The 23,025-nt window shown below is 52.5% G+C and carries 17 protein-coding genes and 1 riboswitch; of the genes, 9 read left to right on the top strand and 8 right to left on the bottom strand.

Features of this window, described 5'->3' with window-relative positions; all coding sequences use genetic code 11:
* Positions 1–536 precede the first annotated feature (536 nt).
* Entirely contained in the window at positions 537–2,126 is a 1,590-nt protein-coding gene (purH, locus tag GE278_00880) for a bifunctional phosphoribosylaminoimidazolecarboxamide formyltransferase/IMP cyclohydrolase (protein ID QLK59422.1), read from the top strand.
* A 45-nt stretch (positions 2,127–2,171) separates the two neighbouring features.
* On the top strand, positions 2,172–3,461 hold the full coding sequence (gene purD, locus GE278_00875; protein ID QLK59421.1) for a phosphoribosylamine--glycine ligase: 1,290 nt from the start codon (positions 2,172–2,174) through the stop codon (positions 3,459–3,461).
* A 67-nt stretch (positions 3,462–3,528) separates the two neighbouring features.
* Here purD and GE278_00870 read toward each other — a convergent pair whose 3' ends face one another.
* The 6 genes from GE278_00870 to nudC form a co-directional block, all read right to left on the bottom strand.
* Entirely contained in the window at positions 3,529–4,224 is a 696-nt protein-coding gene (locus GE278_00870) for a DUF1481 domain-containing protein (protein QLK59420.1), read from the bottom strand.
* A 9-nt stretch (positions 4,225–4,233) separates the two neighbouring features.
* On the bottom strand, positions 4,234–4,506 hold the full coding sequence (gene hupA, locus GE278_00865; GenBank protein ID QLK59419.1) for a DNA-binding protein HU-alpha: 273 nt from the start codon (positions 4,504–4,506) through the stop codon (positions 4,234–4,236).
* A 190-nt stretch (positions 4,507–4,696) separates the two neighbouring features.
* Positions 4,697–5,287 (bottom strand): DUF416 family protein, encoded by a 591-nt coding sequence (locus GE278_00860; protein QLK59418.1) that lies wholly within the window; start codon positions 5,285–5,287, stop codon positions 4,697–4,699.
* A 70-nt stretch (positions 5,288–5,357) separates the two neighbouring features.
* On the bottom strand, positions 5,358–6,038 hold the full coding sequence (locus GE278_00855; protein QLK59417.1) for a deoxyribonuclease V: 681 nt from the start codon (positions 6,036–6,038) through the stop codon (positions 5,358–5,360).
* A gap of 9 nt (positions 6,039–6,047) precedes the next feature.
* On the bottom strand, positions 6,048–7,112 hold the full coding sequence (hemE, locus tag GE278_00850) for a uroporphyrinogen decarboxylase (GenBank protein QLK59416.1): 1,065 nt from the start codon (positions 7,110–7,112) through the stop codon (positions 6,048–6,050).
* A gap of 71 nt (positions 7,113–7,183) precedes the next feature.
* Entirely contained in the window at positions 7,184–7,969 is a 786-nt protein-coding gene (gene nudC, locus GE278_00845) for an NAD(+) diphosphatase (protein ID QLK59415.1), read from the bottom strand.
* Between the two features lie 105 nt (positions 7,970–8,074).
* Here nudC and GE278_00840 point away from each other — a divergent pair, with 105 nt between their 5' ends.
* The 7 genes from GE278_00840 to thiH all read left to right on the top strand — a co-directional run bounded on the left by GE278_00840 (position 8,075) and on the right by thiH (position 14,427).
* Positions 8,075–8,590, top strand: coding sequence for a sigma D regulator (locus GE278_00840; GenBank protein QLK59414.1), 516 nt, complete (start codon positions 8,075–8,077; stop codon positions 8,588–8,590).
* 71 nt (positions 8,591–8,661) lie between these two features.
* A riboswitch (TPP riboswitch) is annotated at positions 8,662–8,786 on the top strand.
* Between the two features lie 134 nt (positions 8,787–8,920).
* Complete coding sequence (thiC, locus tag GE278_00835) at positions 8,921–10,882, top strand: phosphomethylpyrimidine synthase ThiC (GenBank protein ID QLK59413.1); 1,962 nt, start codon at positions 8,921–8,923, stop codon at positions 10,880–10,882.
* The gene (thiE, locus tag GE278_00830; protein ID QLK59412.1) at positions 10,879–11,532 is read left to right on the top strand and encodes a thiamine phosphate synthase; all 654 of its coding nucleotides are present in this window, start codon (positions 10,879–10,881) and stop codon (positions 11,530–11,532) included. The genes thiC and thiE overlap by 4 nt, the downstream gene beginning before the upstream one ends.
* Positions 11,525–12,274 (top strand): molybdopterin-synthase adenylyltransferase MoeB, encoded by a 750-nt coding sequence (moeB, locus tag GE278_00825; protein ID QLK59411.1) that lies wholly within the window; start codon positions 11,525–11,527, stop codon positions 12,272–12,274. Before thiE ends, moeB begins: the two co-directional genes overlap by 8 nt.
* On the top strand, positions 12,271–12,471 hold the full coding sequence (gene thiS, locus GE278_00820) for a sulfur carrier protein ThiS (GenBank protein ID QLK59410.1): 201 nt from the start codon (positions 12,271–12,273) through the stop codon (positions 12,469–12,471). The genes moeB and thiS overlap by 4 nt, the downstream gene beginning before the upstream one ends.
* Position 12,472: 1 nt before the next feature.
* Positions 12,473–13,252: a thiazole synthase gene (locus GE278_00815; GenBank protein ID QLK59409.1), complete on the top strand. Its 780-nt coding sequence runs from the start codon at positions 12,473–12,475 to the stop codon at positions 13,250–13,252.
* Positions 13,249–14,427 (top strand): 2-iminoacetate synthase ThiH, encoded by a 1,179-nt coding sequence (gene thiH / locus GE278_00810; protein ID QLK59408.1) that lies wholly within the window; start codon positions 13,249–13,251, stop codon positions 14,425–14,427. The genes GE278_00815 and thiH overlap by 4 nt, the downstream gene beginning before the upstream one ends.
* 238 nt (positions 14,428–14,665) lie before the next feature.
* Here thiH and rpoC read toward each other — a convergent pair whose 3' ends face one another.
* Together rpoC and rpoB are read right to left on the bottom strand one after the other, a co-directional pair.
* Positions 14,666–18,889, bottom strand: a complete 4,224-nt coding sequence (gene rpoC / locus GE278_00805) for a DNA-directed RNA polymerase subunit beta' (protein QLK59407.1) — start codon at positions 18,887–18,889, stop codon at positions 14,666–14,668.
* A 91-nt stretch (positions 18,890–18,980) separates the two neighbouring features.
* Positions 18,981–23,009: a DNA-directed RNA polymerase subunit beta gene (rpoB, locus tag GE278_00800; GenBank protein QLK59406.1), complete on the bottom strand. Its 4,029-nt coding sequence runs from the start codon at positions 23,007–23,009 to the stop codon at positions 18,981–18,983.
* Positions 23,010–23,025 lie beyond the last annotated feature (16 nt).

Genomic DNA, 23,025 nt, shown 5'->3' with positions numbered 1-23,025 from the left:
CAGATTGTCTGATAAATTGTTAAAGAGCAGTGAGTTACGCGCTTTCGCTTGGCAACTCGAGGTGGCGTATATTACGCCTTCCTCATTCAGTGTCAACCGTTTATTTCGCCGGATGCCGCTGTTTTTAATCTTTCCCGACCCGGTTACTTCGTGATGTTGTTCACGTTGTTCCCTGTCGATGGAGCGGCATTATAGGGAGTTCTGAGCAGGCCGCAAGGGGTAATTTTAAGAAAAATCACTGTTTGCTGCATTACACAGCAACCACACAGCTTATACCGTGTTTTACACAGTTTTATCCACAAAGGGACAGGAATCTCAAATTTTGCGAGCGTCGCGCAATCGTTTTCGCTACAATTTCGCGCGTCAGTTTTCGCCGCCCTTCATGGGTTGTAAATGAAAAGTCAGTCGCCGAGGGGAAGTTATCTGAGCGCGATCCCACGTTTTTCTGCAAATCCCTCTATATAGAGAGAAGAAAAACGTCATTGAATTCAGATAACGCTCTTTATTGCGACTCCAAAGCCAAGGATACAACCACCATGCAACAATCTCGTCCAATCCGCCGCGCCCTGCTCAGTGTTTCTGACAAAGCCGGTATCGTAGAATTTGCCCAGGCACTCTCACAGCGTGGCGTCGAGTTACTTTCCACTGGCGGCACCGCCAGCCTGCTGGCTAAAGCCGGTCTGCCCGTCACCGAAGTATCTGACTACACGGGTTTCCCGGAAATGATGGATGGACGTGTCAAAACCCTGCACCCAAAAGTTCACGGTGGGATTCTGGGGCGTCGCGGGAAAGATGATGAAATTATGGCGCAGCACGCTATCGCGCCAATCGACATGGTGGTCGTTAATCTTTATCCGTTCGCACAAACCGTCGCACGCCCGGACTGTTCGCTGGAGGATGCTGTAGAAAACATTGATATTGGCGGGCCGACCATGGTCCGCTCAGCCGCTAAGAACCACAAAGACGTGGCGATTGTGGTTAAGAGCAGTGACTACACAGCTGTGATTGAAGAGATGGATGCCAACGACAGCTCGCTGACTCTGGCGACCCGTTTTAATTTGGCAATTAAAGCCTTCGAGCACACCGCTTTTTACGACGGCATGATTGCCAACTACTTCGGCACGATGGTTCCGGCTTACCACGGCGATACCGAAACCGCCTCCGGCCAGTTCCCCCGCACGCTCAATCTCAGCTATATAAAGAAACAAGATATGCGTTATGGCGAGAATAGCCATCAGAACGCCGCCTTCTATATAGAAGAGAACGTCAGCGAAGCTTCTGTTGCAACATCTACCCAGCTTCAGGGCAAAGCGCTTTCCTATAACAACATCGCCGATACCGACGCAGCGCTGGAATGTGTGAAAGAGTTTGCAGAACCGGCCTGCGTGATCGTCAAACACGCTAACCCTTGCGGTGTGGCCATCGGCGACAGCATCCTGACCGCTTACGAGCGCGCTTATCAGACTGACCCAACGTCCGCTTTCGGCGGCATCATCGCTTTTAACCGTGAACTGGATGCTGACACCGCCAAAGCGATCATCAGCCGTCAGTTTGTTGAGGTGATCATTGCCCCTTCCGTCAGCGAAGAAGCACTGGCTTTGACTGCAGCTAAACAAAACGTCCGCGTGCTGATCTGTGGTCAGTGGCAGGGTCGTCAGACTGCGCTGGATTTCAAACGCGTGAACGGCGGGCTGCTGGTTCAGGATCGCGATTTAGGAATGGTAGATGCCCATGACCTGCGCGTCGTTTCTGAGCGCCAGCCAACGGAGCAAGAACTGACAGATGCTCTGTTCTGCTGGAAAGTGGCAAAATTCGTTAAATCTAATGCCATTGTTTATGCACGCGACAAAATGACCATCGGCATTGGCGCAGGCCAGATGAGCCGCGTTTACTCTGCCAAAATTGCAGGGATCAAAGCGGCGGACGAAGGTCTGGAAGTGGCAGGTTCCGTAATGGCCTCTGACGCCTTCTTCCCGTTCCGCGACGGCATTGATGCCGCTGCTGCGGTAGGCATTACTTGTGTTATCCAGCCAGGTGGTTCAATCCGTGATGATGAAGTGATTAAAGCCGCCAACGAACACGGTATTGCAATGCTCTTCACCGATATGCGTCACTTCCGTCATTAATTTCTTTCAGCGGGTGCGATGCGCCCGCTCATCCGGAGTCTTCGAATGAATATTTTAATTATCGGTAACGGCGGGCGTGAACATGCGCTGGCATGGAAGGCATCGCAGTCACCTCTGGCTGATAAAGTCTTTGTCGCGCCGGGCAATGCCGGCACCGCGCTGGAACCTTTGCTGGAAAACGTCGATATCGCCGCCACTGACGTAGCCGGATTGCTGGCATTTGCCAAAAGTAACGATATCGGCCTGACCATTGTCGGCCCTGAAGCACCGTTAGTAATTGGCGTGGTAGATGCTTTCCGCGCTGCAGGGTTGAAGATCTTTGGCCCTACGCAGGAAGCCGCACAACTGGAAGGTTCCAAAGCTTTCACCAAAGATTTCCTCGCCCGTCACAATATTCCCAGTGCGGACTACCAGAACTTTACCGAGATTGAACCTGCGCTGGCATATCTGCGCAGCAAAGGTGCGCCTATTGTCATTAAGGCTGACGGTCTGGCAGCAGGTAAAGGCGTCATTGTAGCGATGACGCTGAAAGAAGCGGAAGACGCCGTTCACGACATGCTGGCTGGAAATGCTTTCGGCGATGCCGGTCACCGCATCGTGATTGAAGAGTTCCTGGATGGCGAAGAAGCCAGTTTCATCGTGATGGTCGATGGCAATAACGTGCTGCCGATGGCGACCAGCCAAGATCACAAACGCGTAGGCGATGGTGACAGCGGCCCGAATACCGGTGGAATGGGCGCTTATTCTCCGGCCCCCGTCGTAACTGATGAAATTCACCAGCGCGTGATGGATCAGGTAATCTGGCCTACCGTGCGCGGCATGGCGGCTGAAAACAATACTTACACCGGTTTCCTGTATGCGGGTCTGATGATCTCCGCTGACGGCCAGCCGAAAGTGATCGAGTTCAACTGCCGCTTCGGCGACCCGGAAACCCAACCAATCATGCTGCGCATGCGCTCAGATCTGGTGGACCTTTGTCTGGCGGGCGCAGAAGGTCGTCTGGGCGATAAAACGTCCGAATGGGATCCGCGCCCTTCGCTGGGCGTTGTGCTGGCTGCCGGCGGTTATCCGGGCGACTATCAGAACGGTGAAGTCATTCATGGCTTACCACTCGAAGAAGTACCAGATGGTAAAGTGTTCCACGCGGGCACCCGTTTACAGGATGAACGAGTGGTCACCAACGGGGGACGCGTGTTGTGTGTGACTGCGCTGGGTAAAACCGTGGAAGCCGCTCAGCTACGTGCCTACGATTTAGCGAAAGATATCTATTGGGAAGGCAGCTTCTGCCGCAAAGACATTGGTTATCGCGCGATTGACCGCGAGCGCAATCAGTAAATCTGGCTTACCGGCTGACGATCAAAAAAGGCACGCTTGAGCGTGCCTTTTCTTTTGTCGCGGAGAATCAGAGATCGGACTCTTTAGGTTCCCAGCGACAGAAATCTTCATTGGCGACCAACAGCAATTCATTGCCTTCCGGCGCAGTCAGCCAGGCCAAACCGAGTTGATCGTTACTGCGAGTGGCTCGTTTTGCCAGCCAGACCTGCGAACGTACCGTAAGATTTGGCGTTACCTGCTCGCCCGCGCAGGTCGTTATTACCCCCTGCCGCCAGCGAGCCTGAATCAGCCGGACATTCCCGGCCTGCAGCGCGCTGCTCACATCGAGGATCTTCGACGCTTCGTATTTATAACGCTCGATGTCGTCTGAGGATAATTTTTCCCGTCGCTCAGGCAGCTGCCTCTGCATAAAGCTGACATTGCCGCCCTCATCGAAACGCAACATCACGCCCAAATCTGTTTTGGTCGCATGGGTTTCTTTCACAAGGTGAACCTGCCCATCCTGGAATTCGTATCGCGTAATGACCGTATCGCCACCAAAGTAGGGGCTGTATACGTTGAGAATAGTTTGAGGTTGGTTCTGCGTATTGTTTTCGCGCCACAAACGGTTGATGCCCTGATCGGCAACGTAACCACTGGCGAAGAACTGCGGGGTGGTATTTTTTGAACTGCAACCCACCAGACCAAGCACCAGTAAACCTGCTACCAGTCTGGGGGTGATAAACTGAAGGGGCTTAAAGGCCCCTCCGCTTATTCTTTTCACTGCAAGCAATTACTTAACAGCGTCTTTCAGAGCTTTACCAGAAACGAACGCAGGCACGTTGGCAGCTGCGATTTTGATTTCTTTACCAGTCTGTGGGTTACGACCAGTACGCTCGTTACGATGATTTACCTTGAAAGTCCCGAAACCAACTAATTGTACAGCATCACCTTCTTTCAGAGACTCGGTAATAGCAGACAGAGTAGATTCAAGAGCAACTTTGGCCTGTGCTTTGGAAAGATCAGCTTTGTCCGCAATTACATCAATCAGTTGAGTCTTGTTCATAAGTTATCCTTTACAGTGTGTTTATCGTTTGCAAAGCATCGAGTGCGACGGATATGCCGATTGACAGCACCCTCCTGCATACACGCACCGATAGCCACTTTTTTTACGCACCCCAAATGTAGACCAGACAGGGTGCGGATGTGAAGCCTTAAGGCACGACAAATCAGGCGTTAAATCACGTTTTCTTGCCTTATTGCGCTAAATTTATGCCAATGTTACTGACAGCGGCTTCACGCAGGTCAGAACGTAACCCTTTTATTAATTCCAGGTCACGCTCCTCACAGTCAGCCAACAGGCGAAAAATCTCCCATTGGATGTCCCATTCTTCTTCGACAGCTGGGATCACTTTCAGCTCTTCATCGGTCATTTCTTTACCGGCCTGCGTCATCTCGAGCATTGCGACGGTACGAATCGATGTTTCGCTTACCGCAACGGCGTGAGAGAGAGTTTCACCGCTCAGACGCGAATGAATCAGTTCGCCTAACGCGATACAGGCATCAATGGCCGGGTAAACCCCGTAGAGGTCGTAATCATCGGAAGAAGGCACAGCCTCCTCCAGCTTTTCGAGCTGTGAGTCAAAATTGACCTTGGCGTCTTTTACTACCAGCGTTTCCCAGATGAGATCCAGGATGCGGCGGTAAACCTGTGGTTCGCCAAACCCGGTTTCCAGGCAGAAGGCCTGATAGTTCGGGTACATGCGTTCACACAAGCTCGCCATAAACGTCACGTGTTGCCAGCTTTCCAGCTTTTCGAGACGTAAATGAATTGGATTACGTAACATGAGTTGATCTCGTTAACTTTTCTGCGCGGGAGTTTACCTGAAATAAATCAATATCCCTATTCCTTGATTCCTAAAGATCATCACTCAACCGTTGCCAGCGTTGAAACGCGGCCCGATTTGACGCGACGGCATCTGCCCAGCGCGTTGGCTCCGGCAAACGATATTGCCGCATGCAATGTTCGACCCAATACAGTGCCGATTCCATACTGATGCGATTACCCGGCGAGATGAACAATGGATTACAGCGTAGCTTACTGCGCCACACCCAGCCAATCTGTTCATCACCCTCGTACAATGCCTGCTGACTATGCAGCGCCTCATTGAGAGGTAAAAACTGGCCGCATAACCGGCTTTTTGCCACGCCGATGGTCGGCACGTCGATCATCAGACCAAAATGACTGGCGACGCCCAGACGGCGCGGATGTGCAATCCCCTGCCCGTCGACCAGCACTAAATCAGGGCGCGACGTGAGTTGCTGCCAGGCCTGCAAGAGCGCGGGAAGTTCGCGAAAGGAGAGGAAACCAGGAATATAGGGCATCACAGTAGGTACGCGGGCAATCTGGTATTCCAACAGCTCAAGCGAGGGATAGCTCAGAACCGCCACAGCGGCGCGCGTGACGTCGCCGCCCTGCTCAAAGCCAACGTCCACACCGGCGATCAACGTTGGAGTGGTGAAATCAGGCGGATCCTGCAATATTATTCGATCTGCAAGGATCCGCTGCTCTTCCCGTAACACGCGCGTGTCGATCATCTTTTAGTCTTACTCGTGATACTGGCGAGACAGGCTGTGCACCGCTTCCACGAAGGCACCGGCATTTTCTGGCGGCACATCCTGATGGATGCCATGACCGAGATTAAATACATGGCCGTTGCCTTTACCGAAGCCTGCCAATATGGTTTCGACTTCCTGCTCAATGCGCACCGGAGAGGCGTACAGCATGGAGGGATCCATATTGCCCTGAATCGCCACTTTATCGCCAACGCGACGACGCGCATCAGCAATGTCAGTCGTCCAGTCGAGACCCAGTGCATCACAACCTGTCGCGGCCATCGCTTCCAGCCACTGACCGCCGCCTTTGGTGAACAGCGTCACGGGCACGCGACGACCTTCGTTTTCACGGATCAGACCATCGACGATTTTATGCATGTAGTTCAGGGAGAATTCACGGTAATCGCGTGGCGTCAGCACACCGCCCCAGGTGTCGAAAATCATCACAGATTGCGCGCCCGCTTTAATTTGTGCGTTGAGATACAGGATCACGCTGTCGGCGACTTTATCCAACAACAGATGCATGGTTGCCGGTTCGGCATACATCATCTTTTTGATTTTAGTGAATGCTTTACTGCTACCACCTTCAACCATATAGGTTGCCAGCGTCCACGGGCTCCCGGAGAAACCGATAAGCGGCACTTCACCTTTCAGGTTTTTACGGATAGTGCGAACCGCGTTCATCACATAACCCAGTTCCATTTCCGGATCGGGAATCGGCAGTTTTTCGACGTCAGCGCGGTTAATCAGCGGAGAAGAAAAACGAGGACCTTCACCCGCTTCAAAATACAACCCCAGCCCCATCGCATCCGGAATAGTCAGGATATCAGAGAACAAAATCGCGGCATCCAGCGGATAGCGGCGCAGAGGCTGGAGCGTCACTTCGCAGGCCAGTTCAGCATTCTTGCACAGCGACATAAAATCACCGGCCACGGCGCGGGTTTCTTTGTACTCCGGTAGATAGCGGCCAGCCTGACGCATCATCCACACCGGCGTGATATCCACTGGCTGACGTAACAGGGCGCGCAGGTAACGGTCGTTTTTCAACTCATTCATTCTGGGTCTTTCCTTCAATATTCGGGCGGCACGGCAATAATCTGACGGTATTCTATCACGCAACACTTGCGCTACACGTCGTCTTCATCGCTCGCGGCGCGGCAGAGCGCCACAGTGTCTTCGATCAGTCGACGCGCGATGGTGCCCGGCGGCGGTAACATAGGGAGCGCGTCGTAGCGATACCAGCCCGCATTCAGCAGTTCTTTTGGATCGTGACGGATATCACCGCTGTCATAGTCAGCCATAAAAGCCATCATCAGCGAATTCGGGAAAGGCCATGGCTGCGAGCTGACGTAGCGCACGTTTTTCACACGAACGTTGCTCTCTTCCATCACTTCCCGTGCCACAGTTTCTTCCAGCGTTTCACCTACTTCGACAAAACCGGCCAGCACTGTGTGAATACCGTTGCGGTGGCGGACATGCTGCGCCAGCAAAATTTCGTCTCCGCGGCGGATAGCGACGATAATGCACGGCGCAATCTGGGGATAATAACGTTCCCGACAATGTCCGCAGAGCGCCGCCCATTCGGTTTTGCTTACCTGCATTTCATGTCCGCAATAACCGCAGAATTTGTGAGAACGATAAAATTCAGCCAGTTGCACACCGCGACCGACCAGCTGGAATAACCCGCGATCCTGATCGAGTAACTGACGCGCCGAGACCATATGGTTGTGCATTGCCTGACGCACCAGCCAGACGGGTTCGCCCTGCCACTCACCAATCTGACGTGCGGTTTTACCGGTCAGAGAGAACTGTATCGCACTGCCAAATGGCAGTTCACCTTCAGGCAGCCACAGCTTGCCTTCATGGCTGATAACCCACCAGCCGTTATGTTGCTCTGTGATCTGTAATTCCATAATTGTTGTTGCATAACCTCGTTGAGACTGACAATCTGAGACAGATATTTACATATTAGTAACCCTTAAAAACGGATTACTTTTTTACCGCTCACGGAGTCAACCATGCTAAATCGTCTGGAAAGACTGACCCAACGCGTTGGTGGCAGTAATGAGTTAGTAGACCAATGGCTGCACGCGCGCAAAGAATTGCTGGTTTCATACTGCACACTGGTCGGCCTGAAACCCAATAAAGAAAAACATACTCCTCTGAATGAAAAAGCGCTGGATAACTTTTGCCATAACCTGGTGGACTACCTCTCTGCCGGCCATTTCCATCTTTATCAACGGATAATCGATGAAGTCGCCAGCGCAGATAACTCAGTCAAATCTCAGGCGTCCAAAATATACCCCGCTCTGGAGCTCAATACTGAAGCTATCATGGCTTTCCATGACAGTTACACAGAAAATGATATTGATGATGACAATGCGTTTGCCTTTCATTATGCATTATCCGATATAGGTGAAGCGTTGGATGCGCGTTTTCAACTGGAAGATCAACTGATTATTCTGGCCTTTGATCCTGTTAATGGCGCGCCGTTACCGCCCGCCAATGATGAACATCTCGCCAGACCGGCGTAAGCGGTCTCAGGGATAAACCCTGCACCGGGTGTAGTTTTAGTTGTAGTTTTCAAAACGGCCTCCTATATTGAGGCTTCTTGTCGGAGTGCCTAGAGCATAATTTCTCACGATATTACGCCAGGCTGAGACCGTTAATTCGGGATCCGCGGAACCTGATCGGGTTAGTACCCGCGAAGGGAACAAGAGTAATGTTATGCGTTTAGCGCACTTTGGCATCAGCCTGAAAACGGCCGCCTGCGCTAAACCGCCCATTTTTACTCCTGCCGTAAACCTCCAGACAAGCAATTTTCCATCACGTTTTTTCTATTCGTAAAACACGAGGAATTTGCTATGTCGAGTACCCAAAAATCCGTTACCTCTGAAAAGAAACCCACCAACCGCCGTGAACAACGCGCACAGGCTCAGTCATTTATCGACAGTCTGCAGGGCGAAGCATTTCCCAACTCCCGCCGAATTTATCTGCAAGGCGACCGCGCAGATATCCGCGTTCCCATGCGTGAAATCCAGCTCAGCCCGACACTGGTCGGCGGTGGTAAAGACAATCCACAATATGAAGAAAACGAAGCGATTCCGGTTTATGAAACAGCCGGGCCTTACGGCGACCCTGAAGCATCCATTGACGTCCATGCGGGTCTGGCAAAATGCCGCGCCAGCTGGATAGCCGAACGGGCAGATACCGAAGAACTTCCGCAGGTCAGCTCCGGTTTTACCCAGCAACGTCTCGCCGACGAAGGTTTAGATCATTTGCGCTTCGAGCTTCTGCCGCGCCCGCGAAAAGCAAAAACCGGAAAAAACGTCACGCAGTTGCACTACGCCCGCAAAGGCATTATCACGCCTGAAATGGACTTCATCGCCATCCGCGAAAATATGGGACGCGAACGGATCCGGGGCGAAGTGCTGCGCCAGCAACATCCCGGTGAAAGCTTCGGCGCACATCTGCCCGCCAATATCACTGCTGAATTCGTGCGTCAGGAAGTTGCCGCCGGCCGCGCTATTATCCCCGCTAATATCAACCATCCGGAATCAGAGCCGATGATCATCGGGCGGAACTTTCTGGTAAAAGTGAACGCCAATATCGGTAATTCAGCGGTAACGTCGTCCATCGAAGAAGAAGTTGAGAAGCTGGTCTGGTCAACTCGCTGGGGCGCGGACACGGTAATGGATCTCTCCACTGGCCGCTATATCCATGAAACCCGCGAATGGATCCTGCGCAACAGTCCGGTACCTATTGGTACGGTGCCGATTTATCAGGCGCTGGAAAAAGTGAACGGCGTGGCTGAAGACCTCAATTGGGAAATGTTTCGCGATACGCTGCTGGAGCAGGCCGAGCAGGGCGTTGATTACTTCACCATTCACGCCGGTGTGTTGCTGCGTTATGTGCCGATGACCGCCAAACGTCTGACCGGGATTGTCTCCCGCGGTGGTTCAATCATGGCGAAATGGTGCCTGTCGCACCATCGCGAAAGTTTCCTCTACGAGAATTTCCGCGAGATTTGTGAAATTTGCGCCGCCTATGACGTATCGCTTTCGCTGGGCGACGGCTTGCGTCCGGGTTCGATTCAGGATGCCAACGACGAAGCTCAATTTGCGGAACTGCATACACTGGGCGAACTGACCAAAATCGCCTGGGAATATGACGTGCAGGTCATGATCGAGGGGCCGGGGCATGTACCGATGCAGATGATCCGTCGCAATATGACAGAAGAACTCGAGCACTGCCACGAAGCGCCTTTCTATACGCTGGGGCCGCTGACCACCGATATCGCGCCGGGTTATGACCATTTCACCTCAGGAATTGGTGCTGCCATGATCGGCTGGTTCGGCTGCGCCATGCTGTGTTATGTCACGCCAAAAGAGCATCTCGGCCTGCCGAACAAGGAAGACGTTAAACAAGGGCTCATCACCTATAAAATTGCAGCGCACGCAGCGGATTTAGCCAAAGGGCATCCGGGCGCACAAATCCGCGATAACGCCATGTCGAAAGCGCGTTTTGAATTTCGCTGGGAAGACCAGTTCAATCTGGCGCTCGATCCGGCCACCGCACGCGCCTACCACGATGAAACGCTGCCACAAGAATCAGGTAAGGTCGCACACTTCTGCTCTATGTGCGGACCGAAATTCTGCTCGATGAAAATCACTCAGGAAGTCCGCGATTACGCCGCCGCACTGGAAGCCAAAGCGCAGCCAGTTGAAATCGTGGAATCCGGTATGGCTCAGATGTCTGCCGAATTCCGTTCGCGGGGCAGCGAGCTTTATCATCCGGCAGATCTGAGCACAGAGGTGGGAAAATGATGACGTCAGCACAAAAATTTCCGTCAGTTCCCTTCAATCTCGGTTTATATCCGGTCGTCGATACTGTTGAATGGATTGCCCTTCTGCTGGAGGCGGGCGTTAAAACGCTGCAACTTCGTGTGAAGGATTTACCTGATGCCGACGTCGAACCCGCCATTATTGAAGCCATTACGCTGGGGAGGCACTATCAGGCGCGTTTGTTCATCAACGATTACTGGCGTCTGGCGGTAAAACATCAGGCTTACGGCGTGCATCTGGGTCAGGAAGATCTGGACACCGCCGACCTTCATGCAATTTATCAGGCCGGTTTGCGGCTGGGTATTTCGACGCATGACAATGCAGAGCTGGCGCGCGCCGTAGCGGTCAATCCTTCTTATATCGCACTCGGGCATATCTTCCCGACGCAGACCAAAGATATGCCGTCGGCACCACAGGGTTTGACAGAATTGACCCGACATATAAAGCAGCTGAACGACAGTTTTCCGACGGTAGCCATCGGTGGGATCAGCATTGAACGCGCGCCGTCAGTTCTCGACTGCGGCGTCGGCAGTATTGCGGTCGTCAGTGCGATCACGCAGGCACCCGACTGGCGTGCCGCCACCGCCGAACTGCTGGCTCTGTGCGCCAGTAAGGTGCCGGAAGATGCTTAACGATGCGGCCTTTATGCGCTATAGCCGCCAACTGATGCTGGAAGAGTTTGGCTCTCAGGCGCAGGAGAAATTAGCGGCAGCGAAAGTGCTTATCGTCGGGCTCGGTGGTCTGGGTTCACCGGCGGCCCTGTATCTGGCGGCGGCCGGTGTCGGCACGTTGCTGCTGGCCGACGACGACAAACTTCATCTCACCAATCTTCAGCGGCAGATCCTCTACCGAACCGGCGATCTGGATCAACCTAAAGCGACGGTGGCAAAGCGCGAATTACTGCGCCTGAATCCGTTATGTGAAATCGTCGCGCTCATGGAAAGACTGGCCGGCGAGGAGTTGCGTAATGCTATCGCCAGTGTCGATCTCGTTTTAGATTGCAGCGATAACATGGATACGCGTCACTCCGTCAATCAGGCATGCGTTACAGCGGGCAAAACGTTAATCAGCGGAAGTGCCGTGGGATTTAGCGGGCAGTTACTCGTTATCGAAGCGCCCTACGCACACGGCTGCTACGCCTGCCTGTACCCCGATCAAGAAATCGCGCAGCGCAACTGCCGCACATCCGGCGTACTGGGGCCAGTTGTCGGTACTGTCGGCACGCTTCAGGCGTTAGAAGCCCTGAAAATACTGGCGGGTTTATCCAGCACGCTGAGCGGAAAGCTGCGGCTGTTCGACGGAAAAACACAAAACTGGCGTTCATTGCAACTCACCCGCTCGGCCTCCTGCACAGTCTGCGGAGGCCATGCGTGAATATTCAGGTTAACGACGAACCGCACCGTTTTACTGAACCGCTGACGCCGCTCGACCTGCTCAATTTGCTGGCACTCAGTGCTGAAGGCAGCGCGCTGGCTGTCAATCAGGTCATTATTCCCCGGGATAACTGGCCTTCTCACTTACTGAAAGACGGCGATCAGATTTTGCTCTTTCAGGCGATAGCCGGAGGATGACATGTTAAAAATTGCTGATACGACCTTCACCTCACACCTGTTCACCGGAACAGGAAAATTCGCCAGTGCAGTCCTGATGCAGCAGGCACTGGCTGCATCCGGCTCACAGCTGGTGACGATGGCAATGAAACGCGTCGATCTGCGTCGCGGCGGAGATGACATTCTCGCGCCGCTGCAACAGCTTGGTGTCCGTTTGCTGCCCAATACTTCCGGGGCCAAAACGGCAGAGGAGGCCGTATTTGCCGCGCAACTGGCAAGAGAAGCCCTAGGGACGAACTGGATAAAACTCGAAATCCATCCGGACGTAAAATACTTACTGCCAGATGCAGTGGAGACGCTCAGGGCAGCAGAAATTTTGGTGAAACAGGGATTCGTGGTATTGCCGTATTGCAGCGCGGACCCGGTGCTGTGTAAACGGCTGGAAGAAGCCGGGTGTGCCGCAGTGATGCCGCTGGGCGCGCCGATTGGTTCTAATCAGGGGCTGCAAACCCGCGAGTTTCTGCACATCATCATCGAACAGGCGCGGGTGCCGGTTGTCGTGGATGCGGGGATCGGCGCACCAAGTCAGGCGGCCGAAGCGCTGGAAATCGGTGCGGACGCCGTACTGGTGAATACGGCGATTGCGGTTGCTGGCGATCCGGTGGCCATGGCGACAGCGTTTCGTCTGGCGGTTGAGGCAGGCGTGATCGCCAGACAAAGCGGTTTAGGTGGCAGACAGCGACACGCCAGCGCATCCAGCCCGCTGACCGGTTTTCTGACTTCATCGCTGGTAGCCTCATGAACCATTTTACTGATGTCTGGGCCACGCTCGACTGGGATGACATTTCACTGCGCATCAACAGTAAAAGCGCCAGCGATGTCGAACGGGCGCTGAGCCGCAATAAAGTCACGCGCGAAGATTTTATGGCGCTGATTTCCCCTGCGGCACTGCCGTATCTCGAACAGATGGCGCAGCGGGCACAGCAGCTCACGCGCCAGCGTTTTGGCAATACGGTAAATTTCTTCGCGCCGCTATATCTTTCTAATCTGTGCGCGAACGAATGTACCTATTGCGGCTTTTCGATGAGTAATAAGATCAAGCGTAAAACGCTGGATGAAGAAGAAATTGGCAGAGAATGCGAAGCGCTGAACGCTTTGGGATTCAAACATTTGCTGCTGGTCACCGGCGAGCATAAAACAAAAGTCGGCATGGACTATTTCCGCCGTCACTTTCCGGCCATTCGCAGCCATTTTGATTCCCTGATGATCGAAGTTCAGCCGTTGCCGCAGGAAGACTACGCCGAATTGAAAACGCTGGGGCTCGATGGCGTGCTGGTTTACCAGGAAACCTATCATGCACCGACTTACGCGCTGCATCATCTGCGTGGCCAGAAACAGGATTTTTTCTGGCGGTTAGAAACACCGGACAGGCTTGGACGCGCGGGGATCGACAAGATCGGGTTAGGTGCGCTGTTCGGGCTTTCCGGCAACTGGCGAACCGACAGCTACATGGTGGCCGAACATTTGCTGTATCTGCAACAAAACTACTGGCAAAGCCGCTACTCGGTGGCGTTTCCACGGTTGCGACCTTGCACCGGCGGGATAGAACCGGCGTCTCTGCTGAATGAAAACCAGCTGGTGCAGCTGATATGCGCATTCCGGATGCTGGCTCCTGACGTCGAGCTTTCTCTATCGACGCGCGAGTCGCCCTACTTTCGCGATCATGTTATCCCTCTGGCGATCAACACTGTCAGCGCCGGATCCAAAACACAACCTGGCGGGTATGCGGACGATCACCCCGAGCTGGAGCAATTCGCGCCACATGACAACCGTTCACCGCAGCGGGTTGCCTCAGCCTTAATGCAGGCAGGACTTCAACCGGTGTGGAAAGACTGGGACAGCTTTTTGGGGCGTGCCTCGCAGGAAAATGTCGACGGAAAGCAAACCGATAAACTCTCAGGAATGCAGATTCCATAACTGAATTTTGCCTCTCGCGCATCATTAGCGGCCGTATTACTGTGCGTTTGCCGCTGCACATTCGCAACCGGCCGGCGCCATTCATCCCGGCGCTGCTTCCAAAACAGCCGGAACGGGTATCGTCCAGTACCTTGTTCCGGCTCCTCCAATTCCTTCAGTTCTCACACTCACTCACAAAATTCAGACAAAAAAAAACCGCTCCAGAAGGAGCGGCTTTATACGTTTCGACAGAAGACGATTACTCGTCGTTGCTGTTACCGAAACCTGCGTTCAGAAGTTCAGCCAGGTTAGCCGTTGCTTCATCCGCGCTCACCTGCGGAACAACTGGTACTTCGCCCTGAGCTTTACGACGAGCACGTTCCTGATGGTAAGAGTAACCGGTACCGGCTGGGATCAGACGACCCACGATAACGTTCTCTTTCAGGCCACGCAGTTCATCACGCTTACCGGCAACTGCCGCTTCGGTAAGAACGCGCGTGGTTTCCTGGAACGACGCAGCGGAGATGAAGGATTCGGTCGCCAAAGAGGCTTTGGTGATACCGAGCAGGTCACGGCTAAATGTTGCCGTGATTTTGCCTTCAGCTTCCAACTTACGGTTAGCGATTTTAACGCGAGACATTTCTGCCTGCTCGCCTTCCAGGAAGTCTGTGCCACCAGCGCTAACGATGGTGCCTTTACGCAACATCTGACGAACGATAACTTCGATGTGTTTATCGTTAATCTTAACGCCTTGCAGACGGTAAACTTCCTGCACTTCGTTGGTGATGTAGCGGGTAACCGCATGAACACCACGAAGACGCAGAATGTCGTGCGGAGACTCAGGGCCGTCGGATACGACGTCACCACGTTCCACAATTTCGCCTTCGAACACGTTCAGCTGGCGCCATTTAGGGATCATTTCTTCGTAAGCATCGCTGCCATCCAACGGAGAAATTACCAGACGACGTTTGCCTTTGGTTTCTTTACCGAAGGAGATGATCCCGCTGATTTCAGCAAGGATTGCAGGCTCTTTCGGACGACGTGCTTCGAACAGGTCAGCAACGCGTGGCAGACCACCGGTGATGTCCTTGGTACCGCCGGATTCCTGAGGAATACGCGCCAGGGTGTCACCAGAGTGGATCTGCGTACCATCTTCCAGCTGAACAATCGCTTTACCTGGCAGGAAGTATTGAGCAGGCATATCTGTACCTGGGATCAATACGTCGTCGCCTTTAGCATCAACGATTTTCAGTGCCGGACGCAGGTCTTTACCGCTACCAGTACGCTCTGCAGAATCCAGAACCACCAGAGAAGACAAACCGGTCAGGTCATCTGTCTGACGTGTAATGGTCTGAGTATCAACCATATCGGCAAAGCGAATGAAACCACTCACTTCACTGATAACTGGCATTGTATGTGGATCCCAGTTAGCTACGGTCTCGCCGCCGTTAACAGATGCGCCATCACCTTTGCCCATCACGGAACCGTAAGGCACTTTATAGCTTTCTTTGGTACGACCGAATTCGTCGATCAATTTCAGCTCAGTGTTACGCGACGTGATAACCAGTTTGCCGTTAGAGTTGCTAACATGCTTGTGGTTGCTCAGTTTAATCGTACCAGTGTTCTTAACCTGAATACTTGATTCTGCTGCCGCACGAGATGCCGCACCACCGATGTGGAACGTACGCATCGTCAGCTGGGTACCCGGCTCACCGATGGACTGTGCTGCAATAACACCGATCGCTTCACCTTTGTTGATGATGTGACCACGTGCCAGGTCGCGACCGTAGCAGTTTGCACACACACCAAAGTCAGTTTCGCAACTTACGACTGAACGTACTTTCACGCTGTCGACGGAGTTCTCTTCTAACAGATCACACGTCTTCTCATGAAGCAGGGTGTTACGTGGAACCAGGATATCCGCCGTACCCGGCTTGAGGATATCTTCTGCAGTCACACGACCCAGTACACGTTCACGCAGTGGTTCTTTAACGTCGCCACCTTCGATGACCGGAGTCATCATGATGCCTTCGTGAGTTCCACAGTCGTCTTCGGTCACAACCAGATCCTGCGCCACGTCAACCAGACGACGGGTCAGATAACCGGAGTTAGCCGTTTTCAGTGCGGTATCCGCCAAGCCTTTACGCGCACCGTGAGTGGAGATGAAGTACTGGAGTACGTTCAGACCTTCACGGAAGTTCGCTGTGATTGGCGTTTCAATGATGGAACCATCCGGCTTAGCCATCAGGCCACGCATACCGGCCAGCTGACGAATCTGTGCTGCTGAACCACGCGCACCGGAGTCGGCCATCATAAAGATACTGTTGAAGGAAACCTGCTGTTCAACAACACCGTCACGGTTGACGACGTCTTCCACAGACAAGTTTTCCATCATTGCTTTAGCAACACGTTCGTTCGCTGCAGCCCAGATATCGATCACTTTGTTGTAGCGTTCGCCCGCGGTCACCAAACCAGACTGGAACTGCTCCTGGATTTCAGCAACTTCGGTTTCTGCTTCTTCGATGATCTCTGCTTTCTTAGCAGGGATTACCATGTCATCGATACCTACTGACGCACCTGAACGAGCAGCGTAAGCAAAACCGGTGTACATGATCTGGTCAGCAAAAATAACGGTCGGCTTCAGGCCCAAAATGCGGTAACAAGTGTTCAGCATTTTGGAGATAGCTTTTTTACCCAGAGGCTGGTTGACGATAGAGAACGGCAGACCTTTTGGTACGATCATCCAAAGGATGGCGCGACCTACAGTCGTGTCGATAATCGACGTCTTGTGCGTAACTTCGCCTTCGGTATTTTTGATCTCTTCGGTAATACGCACTTTGACACGCGCATGCAGAGAGGCCAGACCGCCGCGATAAATACGCTCAGCTTCTTTAGGACCGGTCAGAACCATGCCTTCGCCTTTGGCGTTAACACAGTCACGAGTCATGTAGTACAGACCCAATACAACGTCCTGAGAAGGAACGATGATTGGCTCGCCGTTCGCAGGTGACAGGATGTTGTTGGTAGACATCATCAACGCACGTGCTTCCAGCTGGGCTTCCAGCGTCAGCGGTACGTGAACAGCCATCTGGTCACCATCGAAGTCGGCGTTATATGCCGCACAAACCAGCGGATGCAGCTGAATTGCTTTACCTTCGATCAGAACCGGTTCAAACGCCTGGATACCCAAACGGTGCAGGGTTGGTGCACGGTTCAGCAGTACCGGGTGTTCGCGGATAACTTCGTCCAGGATATCCCAAACGACAGCTTCTTCACGCTCAACCATTTTCTTAGCGGCTTTGATGGTGGTGGCGAGGCCACGCAGCTCCAATTTGCCGTAGATGAACGGTTTGAACAGTTCCAGTGCCATTTTCTTCGGCAGACCACACTGGTGCAGACGCAGGTATGGACCTACGGTGATAACGGAACGACCAGAGTAGTCGACACGTTTACCCAGCAAGTTCTGACGGAAACGACCCTGTTTACCTTTAATCATGTCTGCCAGAGATTTCAGCGGACGCTTGTTAGAGCCGGTAATTGCACGACCGCGACGGCCGTTATCCAGCAAAGCATCTACCGCTTCTTGCAGCATACGTTTTTCGTTACGTACGATGATATCTGGCGCAGCCAGATCCAGCAGGCGTTTCAGACGGTTGTTACGGTTGATTACGCGACGATACAGATCGTTCAGATCCGACGTTGCAAAACGGCCGCCGTCCAACGGAACCAATGGACGCAAGTCTGGCGGCAGTACCGGCAGCACAGTCAGGATCATCCACTCTGGTTTGTTACCAGACTGAACGAACGCTTCCAGCAGCTTGATACGCTTGGTCAGCTTTTTACGTTTGGTTTCGGAGTTGGTTTCATTCAACTCTTCACGCAGTTGCTCGCACTCTGCTTCCAGATCCATGTTTTTCAACAGGGCCTGGATAGCTTCTGCACCCATCTTCGCGTCGAATTCATCACCAAACTCTTCCAACGCATCCAGATACTGCTCTTCAGTCAGGATCTGGCGTTTTTCGAGGTTAGTCATGCCGCCTTCGATAACCACATAGGATTCGAAGTACAGAACACGTTCGATGTCACGCAGTGGCATATCCAACAGCAAACCGATGCGCGATGGCAGCGATTTCAGGAACCAGATATGTGCAGTCGGGGAAGCCAGTTCGATGTGGCCCATACGCTCACGGCGTACTTTAGTCTGGGTCACTTCAACGCCGCACTTCTCGCAGATCACGCCGCGATGTTTTAAACGCTTGTACTTACCGCACAGGCATTCGTAGTCTTTTACTGGTCCGAAAATACGGGCGCAGAAAAGGCCGTCACGTTCTGGTTTGAACGTACGGTAGTTAATGGTTTCTGGCTTCTTAACTTCACCAAAAGACCAAGAACGGATCATGTCTGGCGATGCCAGAGCAATTTTGATCGCATCAAACTCTTCGGTTTTAGTTTGCGCTTTCAGAAACTTTAGTAAGTCTTTCACGGATTAGCTCCCGTCGGGTTAGACCTGTTAGGCACCTGATGTTTATTGCTAAACAGACAGGTGCCCCTGTGATCAGTGCGAATTCGAGTACTTACTCGTCTTCCAGCTCGATGTTGATACCCAGAGAGCGGATCTCTTTCAACAATACGTTGAAGGATTCCGGCATGCCTGGTTCCATCCGGTGATCGCCATCCACGATGTTTTTATACATCTTGGTACGGCCGTTCACGTCATCGGACTTAACAGTCAGCATTTCCTGCAGGGTATAAGCGGCACCGTATGCTTCCAGTGCCCACACTTCCATCTCACCGAAGCGCTGACCACCGAACTGTGCTTTACCACCCAGCGGCTGCTGAGTAACAAGGCTGTAAGAACCGGTAGAACGCGCATGCATCTTATCGTCAACCAGGTGGTTCAGTTTCAGCATGTACATGTAGCCGACGGTAACCTGACGCTCAAATTGCTCGCCGGTACGGCCGTCAAACAGTGTGATCTGGCCAGAGGTTGGGACGCCGCCCATTTCAAGCAGTTGCTTGATCTCTGTCTCTTTCGCACCGTCGAAGACTGGTGTTGCAATTGGCATACCCTTTTTCAGGTTTTCAGCCAGACGCAATACTTCATCATCGGTGAAGGTGGTCAGATCAACTTTCTGACGTACGTCGTCGCCCAGATCATAGGCACGCTGGATGAACTCGCGCAGCTTAGAAACTTCTTCATGTTTCTTAAGCATGGCATTGATTTTTTCACCAATACCTTTCGCGGCCATACCCAGGTGGGTTTCTAAAATCTGACCAATGTTCATACGTGATGGAACGCCCAGCGGGTTCAGTACGATATCAACAGGAGTCCCGTTTTCATCGTAAGGCATATCTTCGATCGGGTTGATCTTGGAGATAACACCTTTGTTACCGTGGCGGCCTGCCATTTTATCACCAGGTTGGATCTGACGCTTAACGGCCAGATACACTTTAACGATTTTCAGCACACCTGGTGCCAGGTCATCGCCCTGAGTGATTTTACGACGTTTAGCTTCGAGTTTTTTCTCAAACTCGGATTTCAGTTCGTCGTACTGTTCAGCAAGCTGTTCCAACTGATTCTGTTTGTCTTCGTCAGTCAATGACAGTTCGAGCCAACGATCGCGAGGCAATTTGCCCAGCTTATCGGCTTCAACACCGCCAGCAACCAGCGCAGACTGGATACGTGCAAACAGACCTGCTTCCAGAATCTGCAGCTCTTCAGTCAGGTCTTTCTTAGCCTGCTTCAGCTGCATTTCTTCGATTTCTAACGCACGTTTATCTTTTTCCACGCCATCGCGGGTGAAGACTTGCACGTCAATAATCGTACCGGAAACACCGTTTGGTACACGCAGAGAAGAGTCTTTAACGTCAGACGCTTTCTCACCGAAGATCGCACGCAGCAGTTTCTCTTCTGGCGTCAGCTGAGTTTCGCCTTTAGGCGTTACTTTACCGACAAGAATGTCACCACCGGTCACTTCAGCACCGATATACACGATACCGGACTCATCCAGTTTGGAGAGCGCAGCTTCACCCACGTTAGGGATATCAGCGGTGATCTCTTCAGGCCCTAACTTGGTGTCGCGGGACACACATGCCAGTTCCTGGATATGGATGGTCGTGAAGCGATCTTCCTGCACAACACGTTCGGAGACCAGAATGGAGTCTTCGAAGTTGTAACCGTTCCAAGGCATGAACGCGACACGCATGTTCTGACCCAGTGCCAGTTCGCCCAGATCTGTCGACGGACCATCTGCCAGCACGTCGCCGCGCTCGATTGGTTCGCCCAGATTCACACACGGCATCTGGTTGATGCAGGTGTTCTGGTTAGAACGGGTGTACTTAGTCAGGTTATAAATGTCGATACCTGCTTCGCCAGGATTCATCTCTTCTTCGTTAACACGAATAACGATACGGGATGCATCCACGTACTGAACAGTACCACCACGTTTGGCAACGGCAGTAACACCGGAGTCAACCGCAACAGCACGTTCCATACCAGTACCTACCAGCGGCTTATCAGCACGCAGAGTTGGAACTGCCTGACGTTGCATGTTCGCACCCATCAATGCACGGTTGGCGTCATCGTGTTCCAGGAATGGAATCAGTGAAGCACCAACGGATACGATCTGCTGGGTAGAAACGTCCATGTAGTCAACCTGGTCGCGGCTGAAGAGGCTTGATTCGCCTTTGCTACGACAAGTGACTAAATCTTCCAGGAAGTGGCCTTCGTCATCCAGGTTGGAGTTCGCCTGAGCGATAACAAAGTTGCCTTCTTCGATGGCAGAAAGGTAGTTAATTTCATCGGTAACCATACCTTCACGCACACGGCGGTAAGGGGTTTCCAGGAAACCATACTCATTCGTCTGCGCATAGACAGATAAGGAGTTGATCAGACCGATGTTTGGACCTTCTGGCGTTTCGATAGGACATACGCGACCGTAGTGCGTCGGGTGTACGTCTCGAACTTCAAAGCCAGCACGTTCACGGGTCAAACCGCCCGGGCCCAATGCAGAGATACGACGTTTGTGCGTGATCTCAGACAACGGGTTGTTCTGGTCCATAAATTGTGACAGCTGGCTTGAGCCGAAGAACTCTTTCACCGCAGCCGAAATCGGCTTAGCGTTGATCATGTCCTGAGGCATCAGAGTGTCGAGGTCGCCAAGAGACAGACGCTCTTTAACAGCACGCTCAACACGGACCAAACCAACACGGAATTGGTTTTCAGCCATTTCGCCGACAGAACGAATACGACGGTTGCCTAAGTGGTCAATATCATCCACTTCGCCCTGGCCGTTACGAATGCCGATCAGCTTTCTCATCACCTGAATGATGTCGTCTTTGCTCAGGATACCTGAACCTTCGATTTCATCACGAAGCAGAGAACGGTTGAACTTCATACGGCCAACAGCAGACAGGTCGTAACGATCTTCAGAGAAGAAGAGGTTTTCGAACAGAGTCTCAGCTGCTTCACGCGTTGGCGGCTCACCAGGACGCATCATGCGGTAGATCTCAACCAATGCGCTCAAACGATCGCTGGTTGGGTCGACGCGGATGGTCTCGGACATGTACGCGCCATGATCGAGATCGTTGGTAAACAGCGTTTCAATTGTTTTGTGTCCGGCCTGGCTCAGTTTCGCCAGCAGATCCAGAGACAATTCCATGTTCGCAGGGACAATCAGCTCACCGGTATTGGTGTCGATGTAGTCTTTAGCAACTACTTTCCCTGCGATGTACTCAACAGGAACTTCGATGCGCTGAATATCGTCTTTTTCAAGCTGACGAATATGGCGAGCAGTGATACGGCGGCCTTTCTCAATATAGACTTTGCCATCAGCTTCGATATCAAACGAGGCTGTTTCACCGCGCAGGCGCTCAGGTACCAGTTCCATCTGCAACTTGTTGTCGCGGATCTGGTAAGTCACCTTCTCAAAGAACAGGTCAAGGATCTGTTCTGTGGTATAGCTCAATGCACGCAGAATGATGGTCGCTGGTAATTTACGGCGACGGTCAATACGTACAAACAGGTTATCTTTCGGGTCGAACTCGAAATCTAACCATGAACCGCGATAAGGGATGATACGTGCGTTGTACAGCACTTTACCCGATGAGTGGGTTTTACCCTTATCACTGTCAAAGAATACGCCTGGACTACGGTGAAGCTGAGATACGATAACCCTCTCAGTACCGTTAATCACAAAGGTACCATTTTCGGTCATGAGCGGAATTTCGCCCATATAGACTTCTTGTTCCTTGATGTCTTTGACCGTACCTTCTGGTGCTTCACGTTCGTAGATAACCAGACGCAGTTTCACACGCAATGGCGCAGAGAAAGTTACACCGCGGATCTGGCATTCTTTAACGTCGAATACTGGCTCACCAAGACGGTAGCTAACGTATTGCAGCTCAGAATTGCCGCTGTAGCTTTTGATTGGAAATACAGAACGGAATGCAGCTTCCAAACCGTGCTGGCCTTCCGGATCTTGCTCGATAAACTTCTGGAACGAGTCAAGCTGGATAGAAAGGAGAAAGGGAATGTCCAAAACTTGTGGACGTTTACCAAAATCCTTACGAATGCGTTTTTTCTCGGTATAGGAGTAAACCATAGGGTTCCTCAGCTCG

It is taken from the genome of Enterobacteriaceae bacterium Kacie_13 (assembly GCA_013457415.1).
Classification (GTDB): Bacteria; Pseudomonadota; Gammaproteobacteria; order Enterobacterales; family Enterobacteriaceae; genus Rahnella.
Note: the sequence above shows the minus strand (reverse complement) of the source record. Positions and strands in the feature narration are given on the sequence as shown.

What these genes read in the sequence shown, in the direction of transcription:
- moeB (QLK59411.1), top strand. Translation starts at nt 11,525, where the DNA reads ATGCTTAACGATGCGGCCTTTATGCGCTATAGCCGCCAACTGATGCTG.
- GE278_00860 (QLK59418.1), bottom strand. Translation starts at nt 5,287, where the DNA reads ATGTTACGTAATCCAATTCATTTACGTCTCGAAAAGCTGGAAAGCTGG.
- GE278_00815 (QLK59409.1), top strand. Translation starts at nt 12,473, where the DNA reads ATGTTAAAAATTGCTGATACGACCTTCACCTCACACCTGTTCACCGGA.
- purH (QLK59422.1), top strand. Translation starts at nt 537, where the DNA reads ATGCAACAATCTCGTCCAATCCGCCGCGCCCTGCTCAGTGTTTCTGAC.
- purD (QLK59421.1), top strand. Translation starts at nt 2,172, where the DNA reads ATGAATATTTTAATTATCGGTAACGGCGGGCGTGAACATGCGCTGGCA.
- thiC (QLK59413.1), top strand. Translation starts at nt 8,921, where the DNA reads ATGTCGAGTACCCAAAAATCCGTTACCTCTGAAAAGAAACCCACCAAC.
- thiE (QLK59412.1), top strand. Translation starts at nt 10,879, where the DNA reads ATGATGACGTCAGCACAAAAATTTCCGTCAGTTCCCTTCAATCTCGGT.
- hupA (QLK59419.1), bottom strand. Translation starts at nt 4,506, where the DNA reads ATGAACAAGACTCAACTGATTGATGTAATTGCGGACAAAGCTGATCTT.
- rpoB (QLK59406.1), bottom strand. Translation starts at nt 23,009, where the DNA reads ATGGTTTACTCCTATACCGAGAAAAAACGCATTCGTAAGGATTTTGGT.
- hemE (QLK59416.1), bottom strand. Translation starts at nt 7,112, where the DNA reads ATGAATGAGTTGAAAAACGACCGTTACCTGCGCGCCCTGTTACGTCAG.
- GE278_00840 (QLK59414.1), top strand. Translation starts at nt 8,075, where the DNA reads ATGCTAAATCGTCTGGAAAGACTGACCCAACGCGTTGGTGGCAGTAAT.
- nudC (QLK59415.1), bottom strand. Translation starts at nt 7,969, where the DNA reads ATGGAATTACAGATCACAGAGCAACATAACGGCTGGTGGGTTATCAGC.
- GE278_00855 (QLK59417.1), bottom strand. Translation starts at nt 6,038, where the DNA reads ATGATCGACACGCGCGTGTTACGGGAAGAGCAGCGGATCCTTGCAGAT.
- thiH (QLK59408.1), top strand. Translation starts at nt 13,249, where the DNA reads ATGAACCATTTTACTGATGTCTGGGCCACGCTCGACTGGGATGACATT.